Source organism: Neobacillus mesonae, from assembly GCF_001636315.1.
In the GTDB taxonomy this organism is placed as follows: Bacteria; Bacillota; Bacilli; order Bacillales; family Cytobacillaceae; genus Neobacillus; species Neobacillus mesonae.
In genome coordinates, this window is the sequence record NZ_KV440949.1 from 4886386 (window position 1) to 4901948 (window position 15563).

The following is a 15563-nucleotide window of genomic DNA, read 5'->3' on the forward strand; positions in this document are numbered from 1 at the left end:
TGGCTTTGTAGGTATTCCCGTTCACGTCGTTTTTCGACCTTCATACGAACGTCCAGCTTTCTGCTGTAGTCGGCAAAGCATACTCCATGGGCATTATACATGGCTTTTTCCATATCGTGTGTGTAATTCAATTTTAACTGATTGATATAAATCCCTCCGGTTATGATTGTTTCACAGCTTCTTATTTTTCATAGTTTTCATCTTAACATCATGTGTTAGATTGAACAAAGTCGAAAAATGGTGATTATAGGCCATATAAGTTAATAAATCCGAAAAATTTAAAAATAACTCACTGTAGCTTAAAATAATAAAATATTTCGTACAATAAAAGCATGTTTTAGTTTTCATAATAACCTTCGCCTTACGGTGGGGGGGTATGTTATAATCAAGCAAAGAGAGGAGGCCGTTTACATGTCAAATGAATTGAGTCATGAAGAAGTCTTGGATTCGTCTTGTTGCAATCATGAGGACAGCCACCGTAAAAGCCATCATTCCGATAAAATAAAAAGCAATCTCATTACAAGATTAAATCGTATTGAAGGTCAAATTCGCGGTATTAAAGGGTTAATTGAAAAAGATACGTATTGTGACGATGTCATCCATCAAATTTCCGCTACTCAATCAGCTTTAAACAGCGTAGCAAAAATTCTGCTGGAAGGCCATATGAAAAGCTGTGTGGTTGAAAGAATTCAAGAAGGCGACTTAGAGGTTTTGGATGAGGTCCTTGTGACAATCCAAAAGTTAATGAAAAAATAAGAAAAAGACTCCTGCAGTTTGGAGTCTTTTTTGTGCTTATTGTGATATTGAATTAGAGTGAGGGATTTCGGTTGTTTCAGGCACTCGTAACAGAATAACGGCGCCTATGATGAATAGGATTATTAAGCTGAACACACCGCTGTTCGTATTGCCGGTCGTTTGTGCCGTGACGCCAACTAAGAACGGTCCTAATATCGCGGCGAATTTATAAAAAATACTATAGAAGCCGAAAAATTCGTTTGCGTTTTCTTTCGGTACCAGCTTGGCGAAATAGGAACGGCTTAATGCCTGAATTCCACCTTGTGAGGAGGCTACCAGCATCGCCAAAATCCAGAAATCCAATACTGTTTTAAGGAAATACGCATAGCTGCAAATTATAATATAAATGATGATTCCGACGAGCAGCATTCTTTTTGCCTGAAATTTGTCAGCAAGCTTTCCGTAAAGGTAGGCAAATGGCGCCGCCACTACCTGGGTCACAAACAGGATAATTAATAGATTGGTCGAGTCAATACCAAGATCTGACCCGTAGGCTGTCGACATCGTGATGATGGTGTTTACACCGTCAATATAAAAAAAATAAGCTAATAGGAAGAGAAACAACGGGCGGTAAAGTTTGATTTTTTTAAACGTTTGAAACAGCTGTTTAAAGCTATTCGAAATTGGATTCGGAACCTGTTCCTTGTAATAAATCTGATTCACATTCTTCAGCATGGGAATCGTGAACAATCCCCACCAAAGCGCTGTTATTGCAAAAGCCAGCTGGCTGGCTGTGGAAACGGAGATGGGAAGTATGTGCTGCTGTGATAAAATGATTAACGCGATGCCAAGGATAAAGGGGATCGTGCTGCCAATATAACCCATCGCAAAGCCGTTGGAGGAAATCCGGTTCATTCGTTCTTCGGTTGTGACGTCGACAAGAAAGGCATCATAAAAAATATTAGTGCCGCCGAAGCCAATGACGGTGAGCATATAACAAATCAGCAGAAATAGCCATTGGCTGCTCGGAACGACCGCGAGCAAAAAGGTAAAAATAATTCCTAAAGCAAAGAAGAAGGTAAAAAAGCGTTTTTTAAAGCCTTTGAAATCGGCAATACTTCCGAGAACGGGTGCGCAAATGGAAATCAGCAGTGTTGCAAACGAATTGGCATACCCCCAGTAAGCAGTAGAAGTAGTGGCACTGACCCCGGCATCTGTTGCAGCCGCTTTGAAATATAACGGAAATACCGCGGTGGTAATCAGGATTGAATATGCTGAATTGGCCCAGTCGTAGAATACCCAGCTCTTTTCTTGCTTGGACATCCGGGTCATCTTGAAGCCCCCTTTATTTTTGTGATGGTGGTTACGGTTGGATACGCGTCATTACAGTCGTATACAGAAATAACTACTTAAATTGTTAATAATTCCTCCATTACTCGGCCGTCGGTTTCTCCTAAACTTACACCCAGCAGCCGGGCAAAAGTAGGTCCTTCATCAATAAGTCGGCAGAAAGGGATGGTGACGGGATTTATTCCTTTTCCGGCCGCCATTAAGATGGTTTCATAATTTTCTTTTTCCGGTGAATAGCCATGGGTGGCAAGCGTGTACTTAGGATCAGCCATCACATCATCCGCAGTAATTTCTTTGATGTATTCCCCCTCTATATCTTCTAAAAAGTAATAGCCACTTTTGGCATCTAACATAAAGGAACACGAGCCGTCAGCACCTTTTTCAGCTGCTTGTGCTCCTGTTAATATCGTTTCAATTCCCGAGTCGGTATCATTGGCTAATGAAGTTAAAAGCTGTTCGACCTTGGCGAGTGTTGTTGTGTCGTTCGAATCTTTAAGATAAATATATGCTGAGCCATCACAGCTTTTACAATAGGCCATCCAATTTTTTATTTTTCCCCTGGCGTTGGCCGTAATCAGTTTATGCTTCCGGAAAAGAACATTGGGCTTGATCGCTTTGTTTTCATCGAGGGCACTGTGATCTCCTAGCAAGACCACTGTAGAACTTTCATATATATCACTATAATTTAGCGCATCAAGAATTCGTCCAAGGCGGATATCATGGCGTTGTAATACTGCAAGAGCTTCATTGGAAGAAAATCCGTGATGATGGCGCTGAGTATCAAGGTCCGTGAAGTGCACCATCAATAAGTTAGGCTTTTTTGTTTTGATGGTATGGACAGTTGATTCTAGAACAAAGTCATCCAATGCTGGCTGATTCAGCCCCTTCCGGATATGACCGAAACGCTTGTTTAGCTCCCATTGAAAACCTGGTGTTCCATTTATCAGGGAGACCAAAATTTGATGATGCCATGGACGGTTGGCGAAAATTTCCGGCATATTATAGTCAATTTTTGCTTTGGCTGTAACCGGCCATAATAAGGAGGCTGTAACCAATCCAGCTTTTTTTGCTTCATCGTAAAGGGTGGTTCCATTGATATAATCCCGGTGCCAATTCCAATCAGGCGACCTCCATCCAGGCTGCACCAAGGTATTATTTATGATGCCATGCCGATTCGGATAATTTCCTGTCACAATGGAGGCATGGCAGGCATAAGTCACGGATGGGTAAACGGTTTCAACTTTTTCGACATAGGCTCCGGGCTTTAGAATTTTTTGAAAATGCGGCAAGTCTTTTAAAATAGGAAAGTCTAAAGCTGATAGGCAATCGAATGAGATGATAATGAGATGGTCGGTAAGTCGTTCCATGGAAACCTCCGTTAATAGTTGTCCAGTTAATTTTATTGTACTATATGCAGCGGGAATTGGAATAATATTCCGAAGTTTTTTATAAGTATAGAAGGCGATTTATAACAAATTTCTTTGTTAAAAAAAAACATAAATATCCCTAAAAAATATATTGACTGGTTTTATTTATTGATGTTATAATAATAAATTTGATAAAAAATTGCATATGTGTTATACTTATTATGGTTTCAAATTTTGGAGGTGTTTTTAATTGTTTCAAGTTGGTGATTACGTTGTGTATCCAATGCAGGGAGCTGGGGTTGTTGAGGCTATAGAAGAAAAGGAAGTTTTAGGCGAGAAACGAAATTATTATGTAATTAAAATACCTAGCAGTAAAATGCGGGTCATGATTCCTGTTGGAAAAGAAAGAAAAGCACGGATTCGCTTGGTTTCAGATAGACCTACACTTGAAAAGGTATTAAATATTTTCCAACATGGACAAACCGATACTACTCTTTCCATGAAAGAAAGATACAAAATTAACTCAGACAAATTGAGAACAGGAAATTTTAAAGACGGAGCCGAAGTTGTACGTGATTTAATGCGTATAAATCATAATAAAGCACTTAATCAGAGCGAGAAGCAAATGCTGGAGAGTGCACGGAAGCTGTTCGTCGGTGAATTAGGCTTAATAAAAGGGATATCTGAAAAACAGGCAACGGAATGGTTAAAAAACAAGGTGGTTTAAGTACATTATTTTGAAACTGTATTCCTTAAAAAAACAGCGCTCTTGTTTCCTAGAAGCGTGTTTTTTTTGTCAAAAATCAAGTTTACATAATAAATGTAATGTATACTTATTTTTAACAAATTTGATTTTCAATATTTTCATGATATAATATTTCCTCGACTGGAACATAGTGGGAATTCGACAACTAATTATGAAAGAGGATTTATATGAAAATTTGGTTTAACAGATGGTTTACGACTGTTTTGCATTATCTGGAAATGATACGTAACAATGAAGATCAGCGAAAATTTATTATATACGGAAGTCATCCAAACCGAGATGCGCTTTATTTACAATACTGTGACTTTGTATTTGAGGAACCTGATCTTACAGGGGATGAATATGTAGATTTTTGCCTTGATTTTTGTAAAACCCACGCCATAGATATTTTTGTTCCGCGAATGGAAAATGTCTTAATATCTGAGCGGCTGGCAGATTTTGAAGCGATTGGGGTAAAGGTGCTGGTTTGTCCTAACGCGGGCTTGATGAAAATGATGGAGAACAAGGCTGTCACTTATCAGGAGCTTTTGAACAATACTAGCAGCCCTATTTTTTCAATTCCAGACTATAAAATTGTTAATAATGTTGCTGATTTTAAACAGGCTTATATGGCACTAAAGGAAAAAGGACATAAGGTTTGTTTTAAGCCAGTGGTCGGCGAAGGAGCGAATGGCTTTCGTGTCCTTAAAGATGAGATTGATTCAATTGAGCAGCTCATGCGACATGGCACTAGTTTTCGCATGCCTTTCCTTTATGCTTGCGACATTTTAGGACAGCAGGAAACTTTTCCAGACTTAATGGTAATGGAATATTTAGAGGGAAGGGAATACAGTATTGATTGCTTGGCGTCACAGGACAAATTATATGCCGCAATTCCAAGAATGAAAGGTGACGGCAGGGTGCGGGAGCTTGTGGATCATCGTGAACTCATACAACAAGCACATGAATTTCACCGCGAGTATAAAATTCCCTATGTGTTTAATATTCAGGTGAAATATAACAACGGTATCCCAAAACTCTTGGAAATCAATCCACGCATGAGCGGCGGCATGCATATAAGCTGCCTCTCCGGCATCAACATGCCATACCTCGCCATCAAAATCCTGCTTGAAGAACGGATAGATGACAAGCAGCTAAAACCAAAATTCGGCATCCGCGCCAGCCATATTGAAAAGGAAATGATACTAGGGTCAAATTTGGTGTCAGGCACCACAAAAAGACAAATGTAGGCTTTTGTCCACGTGAGGCGGTGATTTTATAAATATATATAATAAGTAAAAAGGGACCAATACGATCCTCCTGGAGAGGTGTATTGGCCTCTTTTTATTAATACGGTTTGTAGTTGACGTTTGGGGTATAGTTGTTTTCGGCGTTCCAAATTAAAAATTCATGGATTCCTTGGGAATTTAGAGCGCGGATTTGGTCTTCAATTTCTTTCTTCCCGTACACTTTAAAATTCCCTTTGCCAAGATAGGAGGCTGTGAAATCTTGCAGCCATGGCCGGGAAATCGGCGGTTTGGATAGTTTCTTAAGCCGGGAATTCTCAATCTTGGCGTACTCTGAAACAAGTCGATACGGTTCTAAATCAGGTTTTTTTATCCCAAATATGCCGGTCCAGTGGCTTGGATAAATCATCGCAGAAATCACGTCTACATGCTTGGCAATCTCCGAAAAATTCTGGCCGATCCCAGGAGCTTCCGGAATGACGGTGGCGTTACCGAAAATATCTACTGACATTTTTACACCATATGGCTTTAGACTTTCGTGTGCCGTTTTCACAAATTCACTCACGGCCGAAACACGGCTTTTCTTCTTAGATTGCCCCATATACTGGAGTGAGGCTTCAAATGTTTCAAACTTCTCAGGGAATCGTACATAATCGAATTGGATCTCCTTGAAGCCGATTTTTGCGGCTTCAATCGCTATGCCAATATTATAGTCCCACACCTGCTTAACGAAAGGATTGGTAAAAGAATCACCCCGTGCATTCTTCCAAACGCCTTTAGCCGATTTAAATGACCAATCTGGTCTAGACTTAGCTAATACATTATCTTTAAAAACAACAATTCTAGCGATTGGGTAAATATTGTGCTTATTTAAGGTATGGATTAATTTGGCAGGGTCTTTAATATAAGGCTGACTAATGGCTTGATAAGGTGAATCCGTTGTTGGTCGGAATGTTAACGTGCCATGGTCGTCTTTTACATCGATTACCATAGCATTTAAGTCAGATTGATTTACAAGGTTTAATAATTTGTTAAACTTCGGTCCATGAGTGTTGGCTGCTTGGACATAGATCCCCCTAACTGGAGATTTGTTCTCTAGGGGGTTCGCATGTGCAGAGTTAGGAAGAAGAAAACCAGCCAGGAAAATAACAAAAATAAATAATTTCCGCATCGAAAATCACTCCTAATTTATTTTTGATTAGCGTTTACAACTAGACCAATAATCATGCTTATAAGATCAAAGCGAGAAACGAAAAGGGTGATGGATAAAAATTACAAATTGTCCACCTCAGGAGTACAAATGTCCACGAGTGGTGTCAGGCACCAAAATCTATGATAAAGTAGAAGAAAATGATGTAGGTGTCCAAGGAGAGGGAAGCTTGTATGGATGGTAAGTGGTTGATTGCGGATCGGGATTTGAATGAGCGGGAGGGGTTGAAGTGGCTGTTGAAGTCGTCGGCGATTCCAGTGGCGAATATTTTTTTAGCGGGGGATTTTCAGGAGTTTGTTGTGTTGTTTGAGCGGGAGTCCCCTGAGGTGGTGCTCCTGGAGCTAGACATGGTCGGCAGAAACGATTGGCTTACCTTTCGCGATTTGATACAGATATATTCGCCCGTGCTGCTGTTAACCAGTGCCGAGGCAACGTTTGAAAAGGCCCGGCTGGCGATCGATATGCAGGCCTTGGATTTAATGATTAAGCCGTTTTCAACCGCTAAGGTCAAATCTGCCTATCAAAAAGCATCACGTGAGCTTCAGTCAAAAAACAGTGTCACAGGAACGAACATTCATAACTCTTACAAAAACGTATCATATGAAGCATTGTTTATGGAGCAGGTGGGCGGGAAAGAGTATTTTCAACTGGCTGCCTTTCAAACGGAGACCAGCGAGGCCCTCCCTACGCTGCAGACGTTTTTAACTGAATTTCCATTTAAAAACCTGCATGGCGTTTTCCCACTAAGTGATTTGGTCCTGCTTCTCTTCACGGATCAATGCCTGAATACGAAAGAACAGTGTCAAAAAGCGATGAGGCGCTGGGAAGAGGAATTCACAGAACCGCTTGCCATCGTGATTCATTCGGGGCGTTCTTCTATGATTTCACTGAATCAAAAATATTTGCAAACTAGAAAAATGCTCGAGCTAACGTATTATAAAGGATACCGGCAGGTGTTGGAGTCTGAAACCATATTGGAATGGTCCCATATTGACCCGTTTTTAACCCCTCCCGAACAGCGTACCTGGGTTGATATGCTGACCAATATGGATATCGAAAAAATCAAAAAGTGGCTCTATGATGAATTCCTGCAATCGCAAGTCCCGTATCCGGATCCAGGGCTGGTCAGAATCAGGCTGACGAGTATCCTTGCGCAAATAAGAAGATATATGAAGACTTATAATCTTGATGAAAACCCTCATTTTGAAAGGGAATATCGTTATATTTTTAATTCAATCTTGTATGATGCTGTTCTTTACCGAACGGTCCAAAACCTAATTTTATTTAGTCAAAAAATTTTCCATGGGGCTGAGTCCAATATCCGCAATTTCAAGCAAGATCCAATCGAACGTGGGATTGCGTATATGGAGGCGAATTTTGTCAACAGTGAATTAAGACTTGAGGATGTCGCCTATTATGTGGACCGGAACCCCTCATACTTCAGCCATTTATTGGTGACAAAAACGGGATCGAGCTTTACCGATGTGTTGACAGGGATTCGAATGAAGGAAGCGAAACGGTTATTAATTGAGTCAAACAAGCCAATTAAAGAAATTGCTGAATTGACAGGATATCAAAATGCAAATTACTTTAGCCGGATCTTTAAAGAATTTGTTGGGATGTCGCCAAGAGAATTCCGCAGTCAAAAAGTTGATATGGTGAAAAATGAAATGGACTCCATCTAAGGAGTCTATTTTTTTCTAAAGAAATTATTGATTTCGAAAAATATTGCTATTATTTCTTAATAACAGACCCATAATATCTAGCCTAATATATAAATAATATCCATTTTCTATTTATTATCTATATTTTTCAGAACATTTACATTTTATAATAAAGGTAAGTTAAATCATCAAAAGGAGTGGAAAGAATGGAAACTAAAGTTTCTCAACCAAGAGTCGTTAAAAATTATAAAGGAACAGAATTACATGCAAAGGGCTGGATTCAAGAGGCCGCGCTCCGAATGTTATTAAACAATCTTGACCAGGAGGTTGCGGAAAGACCAGAGGATTTAGTCGTATACGGAGGTATTGGGAAGGCGGCACGTAACTGGGAGTCGTTCGATGCAATTGTGAAAACGCTTTTAGAATTAGAAGAGGATGAAACACTGTTAATTCAATCCGGGAAGCCGGTGGTGGTGTGGAAGTCACATAAAGACGCACCTCGCGTTCTATTAGCGAACTCAAACTTAGTACCTGCTTGGGCGAACTGGGAGCATTTCCATGAGCTTGATAAAAAGGGATTAATCATGTATGGCCAAATGACAGCAGGAAGCTGGATTTATATCGGCAGCCAGGGCATTGTCCAAGGAACCTATGAAACATTTGCTGAACTTGCCCGTCAGGAATTTAGCGGTTCACTGAAACATACTATTACATTGACAGCTGGTCTTGGCGGCATGGGCGGGGCTCAGCCATTAGCGGTTACGATGAATGACGGAGTTTGTATCGCAATCGATGTCGATGAAACAAGAATCGACCGCCGGATTGAAACGAGATACCTTGATGTAAAAACACATGATTTAGATGAAGCGTTGAAAATGGCCCACGAAGCAAAAGCTGCCGGCAAAGCTTTATCAATCGGCTTGTTAGGAAATGCAGCTGAAATTTTACCGTTAATGAATGAAAAAGGCTTCAATCCTGATGTATTAACGGACCAAACATCAGCCCATGATCCGTTAAACGGATACGTACCAGTTGGCTTCAGCCTAGAACAAGCTGCAGAATTACGTAAAGAAGATCCAGAAAAATACGTAGAGCTGTCAAAGCAAAGTATGGCAATCCATGTAAAGGCAATGCTTGAAATGCAGCAAAAAGGCGCAGTTACTTTCGATTACGGCAACAATATCCGTCAGGTGGCAAAGGATGAAGGCGTTGAGAATGCATTCGATTTTCCTGGATTCGTTCCGGCCTACATTCGTCCGTTATTCTGTGAAGGAAAAGGTCCATTCCGCTGGGCAGCATTATCTGGCGATCCAGAGGATATCCGTAAAATTGATGAGGCATTACTTCGTGAATTTAAAGATGATGAGCATCTTTGTAAATGGGTACGCATGGCACAAGAAAAAATCGCCTTCCAAGGGCTCCCAGCACGAATTTGCTGGTTAGGTTATGGTGACCGTGCACGTTTCGGAAAAATAATTAACGACTTGGTGGCTTCGGGTGAAGTGTCTGCACCAATTGTTATTGGCCGTGATCACTTAGATGCTGGCTCTGTTGCTTCTCCAAATCGTGAAACAGAAAGCATGAGAGACGGAAGTGATGCAGTTTCCGACTGGCCAATTTTAAATGCGATGATCAACGCAGTCGGCGGCGCCAGCTGGGTTTCACTGCACCATGGCGGCGGAGTAGGTATGGGATATTCACAGCACTCCGGTATGGTTATTGTGGCGGATGGTACAAAAGAAGCTGAAGCCCGTCTGCAGCGCGTGTTAACAACTGATCCTGGAATGGGAGTTGTCCGCCACGCAGATGCTGGTTATGAACTTGCAATTAAAACAGCGAAAGAAAAAGGCATCCATATGCCAATGCTGAAGCAAGACTAATAGACTGAGAGGATGTTGGAACTTGAGTAAAGCAGTTTTTATTAGAAATGCTGCTCAGCTTGTTACTCTTCAGGGGAGCTCCGATGCTCCCCGTGTGAAGAGTGAGATGTCTGAGCTTGGGATCATTAAAAACGGTAGCGTCTGGATTGAGGACGGCGTCATCCAGGCAGTAGGACCAGACGCTGAGCTGGCTGCAAAATATGAAGGACGTCTTTCCGAAGCGGAGGTTGTGGATGCAGCAGGGAAGCTTGTTACTCCAGGGCTCGTTGATCCACATACACATATTGTTCACGCCGGCAGCCGGGAGAATGAATTTAATATGCGCCTGCAGGGTGCCACTTATATGGAAATCATGAATGCCGGCGGCGGAATCCATGCGACGACAAGAGCAACAAAGGCAGCTACTCATGAGGAGCTTTTCGAGCAAAGCTATGGGCGTTTAAATCACTTTTTACGACATGGTGTAACAACAGTAGAAGCAAAAAGCGGCTACGGAATGGACTGGGAAACCGAGCTTAAGCAGCTGGAAGTAGCAAAGCAGCTAAATGAATCGCATGTTATCGATATCGTTTCAACCTTTATGGGTGCGCATGCGGTCCCTAAGGAGTATAAAGAGAGACCGGATGAATTTGTACAGCTATTAGTAGAAGAGATGATCCCAAAGGTAGCGGAATTAGGTCTTGCCGAATTTAATGATGTTTTTTGTGAAAAAGGGGTATTTACGCCGGAACAGTCACGGGTGATTTTAGAAGCTGGGAAGCGTCATGGGCTGATTCCGAAAATTCATGCGGATGAAATCGAACCGTATGAAGGGGCGGAGCTGGCGGCTGAAGTTGGCGCGATTTCCGCGGACCATCTTTTGAAAGCATCCGAAAAAGGCATGAAGGCGATGGCGGAAAAAGGAGTGGTCGGTGTTCTGCTGCCGGGTACAGCTTATTTCTTAATGGCGGAATCTGCTAATGGTCGGAAGATGATTGATCTTGGTGTACCTGTAGCATTGTCTACCGACTGTAACCCAGGCTCATCGCCAACTGTTTCATTGCCATTTATCATGAGCCTAGGTTGTTTGAAAATGGGCATGACACCAGCTGAAGTAATTACGGCTGCAACCATTAACGCTGCACATGCGATCAACCGCGAACGCGAAATCGGCAGCCTGGAAGTAGGCAAAAAAGGTGACGTCACCATTTTCAACATTGAAAACTATATGAAGCTTCAATACTCATATGGCGTCAATCACACGGACACCGTCGTAAAAAATGGCCAAGTGGTCCTTAGAGGCGGACAGCTGGTTTAGTCTATTTTTGATTTTGTGTCAGGCAACACAAAAAGATATTTCGGGAATTTGTCCATCCCAGATGGACAGATTCCCTTTTATTACTAATTACGAGCTAGAATAGACAAAAGGGGAGATACATGTATGGCAAATCATTCTTTAGAGAGAGCAGTTAGACCGGAAACGGAACTGCCCAATGGTAATATGTTGAATGTGGTAAAGTTTTTTATTTTCAGTGCTATTGGTATTTTTGTATTTTTTATTCCGATTACATTAAATGGAAAGTCTTCAATTATGCTTGACCATATCGTTTCCTATATTCAGACGGCTGCTTCGGGTGCCCTGCCTTATTATGCCTTGCTTGTCATATTGCTAGGGGCGGTGTATCCTTTTTATACAAAAACATGGAATAAAGATAAAGTAACTTTTGTATTTTCAATTTTAAAAGTCTTTGGATTTATTACTGGTGCTATGTTAGTTTTTAACATCGGGCCGAAATGGTTTTTCGCTCCAGATATGGCGCCATTCCTATTTAATAAACTTGTCATCTCTGTTGGCTTACTCGTACCGATTGGTTCTGTTTTTCTTGCCTTATTGGTCGGCTATGGTCTGCTTGAGTTTGTCGGAATATTCATGCAGCCGGTGATGCGACCTGTATGGAAAACACCAGGCAGATCGGCCATTGATGCAGTTGCTTCCTTTGTTGGCAGCTATTCTATCGGTCTATTAATAACAAATCGTGTATTTAAAGAAGGAAAATATACGATTAAGGAAGCTGCCATTATTGCAACAGGATTCTCGACCGTATCAGCAACGTTTATGATCGTCGTTGCAAAGACGTTGGATTTAATGAATATATGGAATGCCTACTTCTGGGTTACCTTCGTTGTTACTTTCATTGTAACCGCTATCACCGTCCGTATTTGGCCATTGTCAAAAATGAGTGATTCTTACTATGAAGACATGGAAGGAGCCCCGGAGGTTATTATTAAAAAGGACCGTGTGAAGACGGCATGGAAAGAGGCAATGGATACCGCTAATGGAGCACCAACTCTTGGCAAGAACATTTGGGACAACTTAAAGGATGGCTTGATCATGACCATGGGAATTTTGCCATCGATTATGTCAGTAGGTTTATTAGGTCTTATACTGGCAGAATTTACACCTGTGTTTGACTGGTTAGGTTATATTTTCTATCCGTTCGCAAAGCTTGTTCAGCTTCCCGATGCAATGCTTGCTTCAAAAGCAAGTGCTGTGGGAATCGCGGAAATGTTTTTACCAGCACTATTAGTAACAAAAGCAGCTTTGGTAACCAAATTCGTGATTGCTGTGGTTTCCGTTTCATCGATCATTTTCTTCTCCGCAGTGGTACCATGTATCTTATCAACAGAAATACCGCTCACAGTAGGTAAATTAGTCATCATTTGGTTCGAAAGGGTAGTCCTAACCATTTTATTAGCAGCACCATTGGCATATTTAATCCTATAGGTTATAGTTGGTTATATTTTGGTGTCAGGCACCACAAAAAGACATTTTCATAGATTTGTCCTTCTTGGGCGGACACTTTTTTGAATCAAGCGGCACCGTTCTTTTGCAGGGCGGTGTTTTTAAGTTGATTTGTGTAAATATTTCCTTTGGTTAAACATATAAAAAAACCTTGAAATTCTTTTCAAGGTTTTTTTAATCCCAAAAAACGTCCGCAATAGCGATTCATTTACTTTTTCTTCTTTTGTTTTTTCTCTGCTTTATTTGACGCCTTGGAGGGTTTTAAATCTTCTTTTTTTAATGCTTTAAGGTCATTCTTTATTTCCATAATATCCTTTGCTATTTGTTCCAGCTGCTTGCTGATGACGGCATACTCGGAAATATCCGACCCAGTTGGGCTTTGATTTTCTTCGGTTGTGGCAATTGGATGATTTTTATCCATTTCCGGTTCAAGGTTCATCAGTGCCTCTTCAGCTGATAAGGCCGAAGCGGCCAGCTTGGCAAGCTGATCGACCAGATTATTATCAGGGAAAGTATTTGTATTACCTTCCAATTCCTTTGAAGTAGCACTTGACGTGGTTTCCTGAACAGGTTTGCTCATTTCGGTATGTGCTTGTGCGGGAGCAGGATTTGACTGCCCGATTGCCTGGACTGAGTTCATCAAAGCATCATTAGACAGTAAATTTGTTGCCATTCTCATGATGGAAGAAAAATCAAAGGTGTTTTCATTTTTAAATAAATTATTGGCTAAATTCATAACGGCATCTTGATTGATGGAATTCCCCTTGTCTTGGTCCATATGATCGTTTCCCATTGTTTAACCTCCTTTTTTACACTTCGTTATTTGTCTAGGGTATGATATTTGCCCCAAATGGGTGTGTGCAAAAGTCATGTAAAAAAAGTAAAATAGACAAAAATTTACCCTAGAAGATTTCCGAAGCGAAGTCATCTTCTAGGGAAGCGGGTTGTTCATCTAAAATGATCCAGTCTGTCTAACAGTTTAATAATGCACGGATTGCGGCTAATAATGGCATTGTGTTCACATTAAGTGCAGTAGCTAAAAGTAATGCAACTAACAGAACAAGAACGATCATCAAAATGGCGATGTTAAACATATTAAAATCCACCCCTTTCTTCCCCAGAATAGGGGTCCTTCAAGAAATATAGTATGTTAACATGGCGGACAAGCGCGGACGTTTGTCCTATTTTAAAAAAAAGGGCGGTATAAAGCCAATAATTGATTAGTAGGTTTTGTTTTTCCAAACCTTCTTGTCTAGCTGAAAATTATATTAAAAAAATAGGCGAAGTTATTATTTCATTTATGAATCTGGATATTTGCCTTTACAATTTGCCCCATACTTGAATTAACTATAGGAGACGGTATGAATTACCATTTATGTAACTGCTAGATTGGAAAAAAGGGTTGGCCTAACATTTATACCGAAAACCAATACCTATTTTCCAACATATAATGTGGAAAGGGGGAACATCATGGATACACAAAAGCTTGAAAAATTAATGAAAAAAATTAAAGTGAAAAATTTACTCAATGCCGATGTAGAGGTAGAAAATAAATCACCATTAAAAATGATTGGAAAAGGGCGGCAGGGAGCTGTATTTCATTATACAGATGTTATTTGTGTAAAGGTATTTGGCAACCAGGAGGATTGTGACCGGGAGCATTATGCACTGTCTCTAGGACAGCATACGGACCTTTTTCCTAAGGTACATGCAAAAGGAAAGCTGTATATCGCAATGGATTTTGTAAGAGGGGTAGATTTAAGAGAATATTTGCAATCACAGCCATTATCTGAGGAACTATCCAATAAGTTAATTCAGATGCTAATCGTGTTTAAAGAAATTGGATATGAACGGATTGACCACCATAAGCGGCAAATTTATTTGCAGAAGGATGGCAGTTTAAAGGTAATCGATGTGGCAAGGACCGTATGGCGCGACCGGGTCTATCCTTATCCACGGAAATTATTAAATTCTCTTGGCGATGACAACAAGGAAATTTTTCTCTCACATGTACAAGCATTATCACCACAATTATATGAGGAATGGCTCCATTACATCCGTATGGAGGAATTGTCTAAAGAAATTTACCAGGTCATTCTGAATGAAGAACCTGACGACGCGAAGAAAACGGAAAAAAAGAAGGCATTGAAAACGGAAAGTAATAAGCTGTTAACACGGGACGATGAAAAAAATTATGTTGTGTTGATGGAAGGATTAATGCACAAGGTGTTTAAGGAAGAATGGGTTAAAACAATGCTTGCACGTGGTGCAGATCCCGAAGCCGTAAAAGAGGAAATCGACAAGTATTGGGATGAGCGCGAATTAAAAAGCTTAGGGCAGGGGAACCCACTAACAACACCAAATTCTGTAACAAATCAGGAGGCAGGAAGAAGATTTGCCGGCTTCCGTGAAAAAAACAGCCATCTTGAAACAAGTACAGCAAAGAAAACGAAATCTGAGTCAAAATCAAAACCGAAATCAAAAGATGATAAAAAAGAAGTGAAGGTAAAAGACAAAAAAGTCGGCGGCGGCCGCAAAAAATATACCGGCGGGAAAAAGAAATAAGTTTTATTAAAGAAAGAT

The 15563-nt window shown here is 40.7% G+C and carries 13 protein-coding genes; 8 read left to right on the forward strand and 5 right to left on the reverse strand.

Going from position 1 to position 15563, the window contains the following annotated elements:
- The first annotated feature begins 411 nt into the window (after positions 1-411).
- A complete protein-coding gene (locus tag A6749_RS22995) occupies positions 412-756 on the forward strand; it encodes a metal-sensitive transcriptional regulator (protein WP_066397422.1) in 345 nt (114 codons plus the stop codon).
- A gap of 36 nt (positions 757-792) precedes the next feature.
- Here the strand turns inward: A6749_RS22995 and A6749_RS23000 are convergent, their stop codons facing one another.
- Positions 793-2067 (reverse strand): MFS transporter, encoded by a 1275-nt coding sequence (locus A6749_RS23000; RefSeq protein ID WP_066397424.1) that lies wholly within the window; start codon positions 2065-2067, stop codon positions 793-795.
- A 77-nt stretch (positions 2068-2144) separates the two neighbouring features.
- On the reverse strand, positions 2145-3452 hold the full coding sequence (locus A6749_RS23005) for an alkaline phosphatase family protein (protein WP_066397426.1): 1308 nt from the start codon (positions 3450-3452) through the stop codon (positions 2145-2147).
- Positions 3453-3702: 250 nt separating this feature from the next.
- On the opposite strand from A6749_RS23005, the gene A6749_RS23010 reads away from it, so the two are divergent.
- Positions 3703-4179, forward strand: a complete 477-nt coding sequence (locus A6749_RS23010; protein ID WP_084797943.1) for a CarD family transcriptional regulator — start codon at positions 3703-3705, stop codon at positions 4177-4179.
- A gap of 206 nt (positions 4180-4385) precedes the next feature.
- Positions 4386-5447 (forward strand): ATP-grasp domain-containing protein, encoded by a 1062-nt coding sequence (locus A6749_RS23015; RefSeq protein WP_066397428.1) that lies wholly within the window; start codon positions 4386-4388, stop codon positions 5445-5447.
- A 97-nt stretch (positions 5448-5544) separates the two neighbouring features.
- Here A6749_RS23015 and A6749_RS23020 read toward each other — a convergent pair whose 3' ends face one another.
- A complete protein-coding gene (locus A6749_RS23020; protein WP_066397430.1) occupies positions 5545-6615 on the reverse strand; it encodes a putative glycoside hydrolase in 1071 nt (356 codons plus the stop codon).
- A gap of 212 nt (positions 6616-6827) precedes the next feature.
- On the opposite strand from A6749_RS23020, the gene A6749_RS23025 reads away from it, so the two are divergent.
- The 4 genes from A6749_RS23025 (at position 6828) to A6749_RS23040 (ending at position 12962) form a co-directional block, all read left to right on the forward strand.
- On the forward strand, positions 6828-8339 hold the full coding sequence (locus tag A6749_RS23025; protein ID WP_066397432.1) for a helix-turn-helix domain-containing protein: 1512 nt from the start codon (positions 6828-6830) through the stop codon (positions 8337-8339).
- 185 nt (positions 8340-8524) lie between these two features.
- Positions 8525-10198 carry a urocanate hydratase gene (gene hutU / locus A6749_RS23030; protein ID WP_066397436.1) on the forward strand — a complete coding sequence of 558 codons (1674 nt, stop codon included), beginning with the start codon at positions 8525-8527 and terminating at the stop codon, positions 10196-10198.
- A 22-nt stretch (positions 10199-10220) separates the two neighbouring features.
- Entirely contained in the window at positions 10221-11495 is a 1275-nt protein-coding gene (hutI, locus tag A6749_RS23035) for an imidazolonepropionase (protein WP_066397439.1), read from the forward strand.
- Positions 11496-11678: 183 nt separating this feature from the next.
- A complete protein-coding gene (locus A6749_RS23040) occupies positions 11679-12962 on the forward strand; it encodes a YjiH family protein (protein ID WP_066401105.1) in 1284 nt (427 codons plus the stop codon).
- 226 nt (positions 12963-13188) lie between these two features.
- On the opposite strand, the gene A6749_RS23045 is transcribed toward A6749_RS23040, so the two are convergent.
- Both A6749_RS23045 and A6749_RS29200 read right to left on the reverse strand, forming a co-directional pair.
- Complete coding sequence (locus A6749_RS23045) at positions 13189-13773, reverse strand: hypothetical protein (RefSeq protein ID WP_066397442.1); 585 nt, start codon at positions 13771-13773, stop codon at positions 13189-13191.
- 178 nt (positions 13774-13951) lie between these two features.
- Positions 13952-14086: a hypothetical protein gene (locus tag A6749_RS29200; protein WP_269085710.1), complete on the reverse strand. Its 135-nt coding sequence runs from the start codon at positions 14084-14086 to the stop codon at positions 13952-13954.
- 364 nt (positions 14087-14450) lie between these two features.
- Between A6749_RS29200 and A6749_RS23050 the strand changes: the two genes are divergently transcribed.
- Positions 14451-15545: a serine/threonine-protein kinase gene (locus tag A6749_RS23050; protein WP_066397444.1), complete on the forward strand. Its 1095-nt coding sequence runs from the start codon at positions 14451-14453 to the stop codon at positions 15543-15545.
- The last annotated feature ends 18 nt before the right edge of the window (positions 15546-15563 follow it).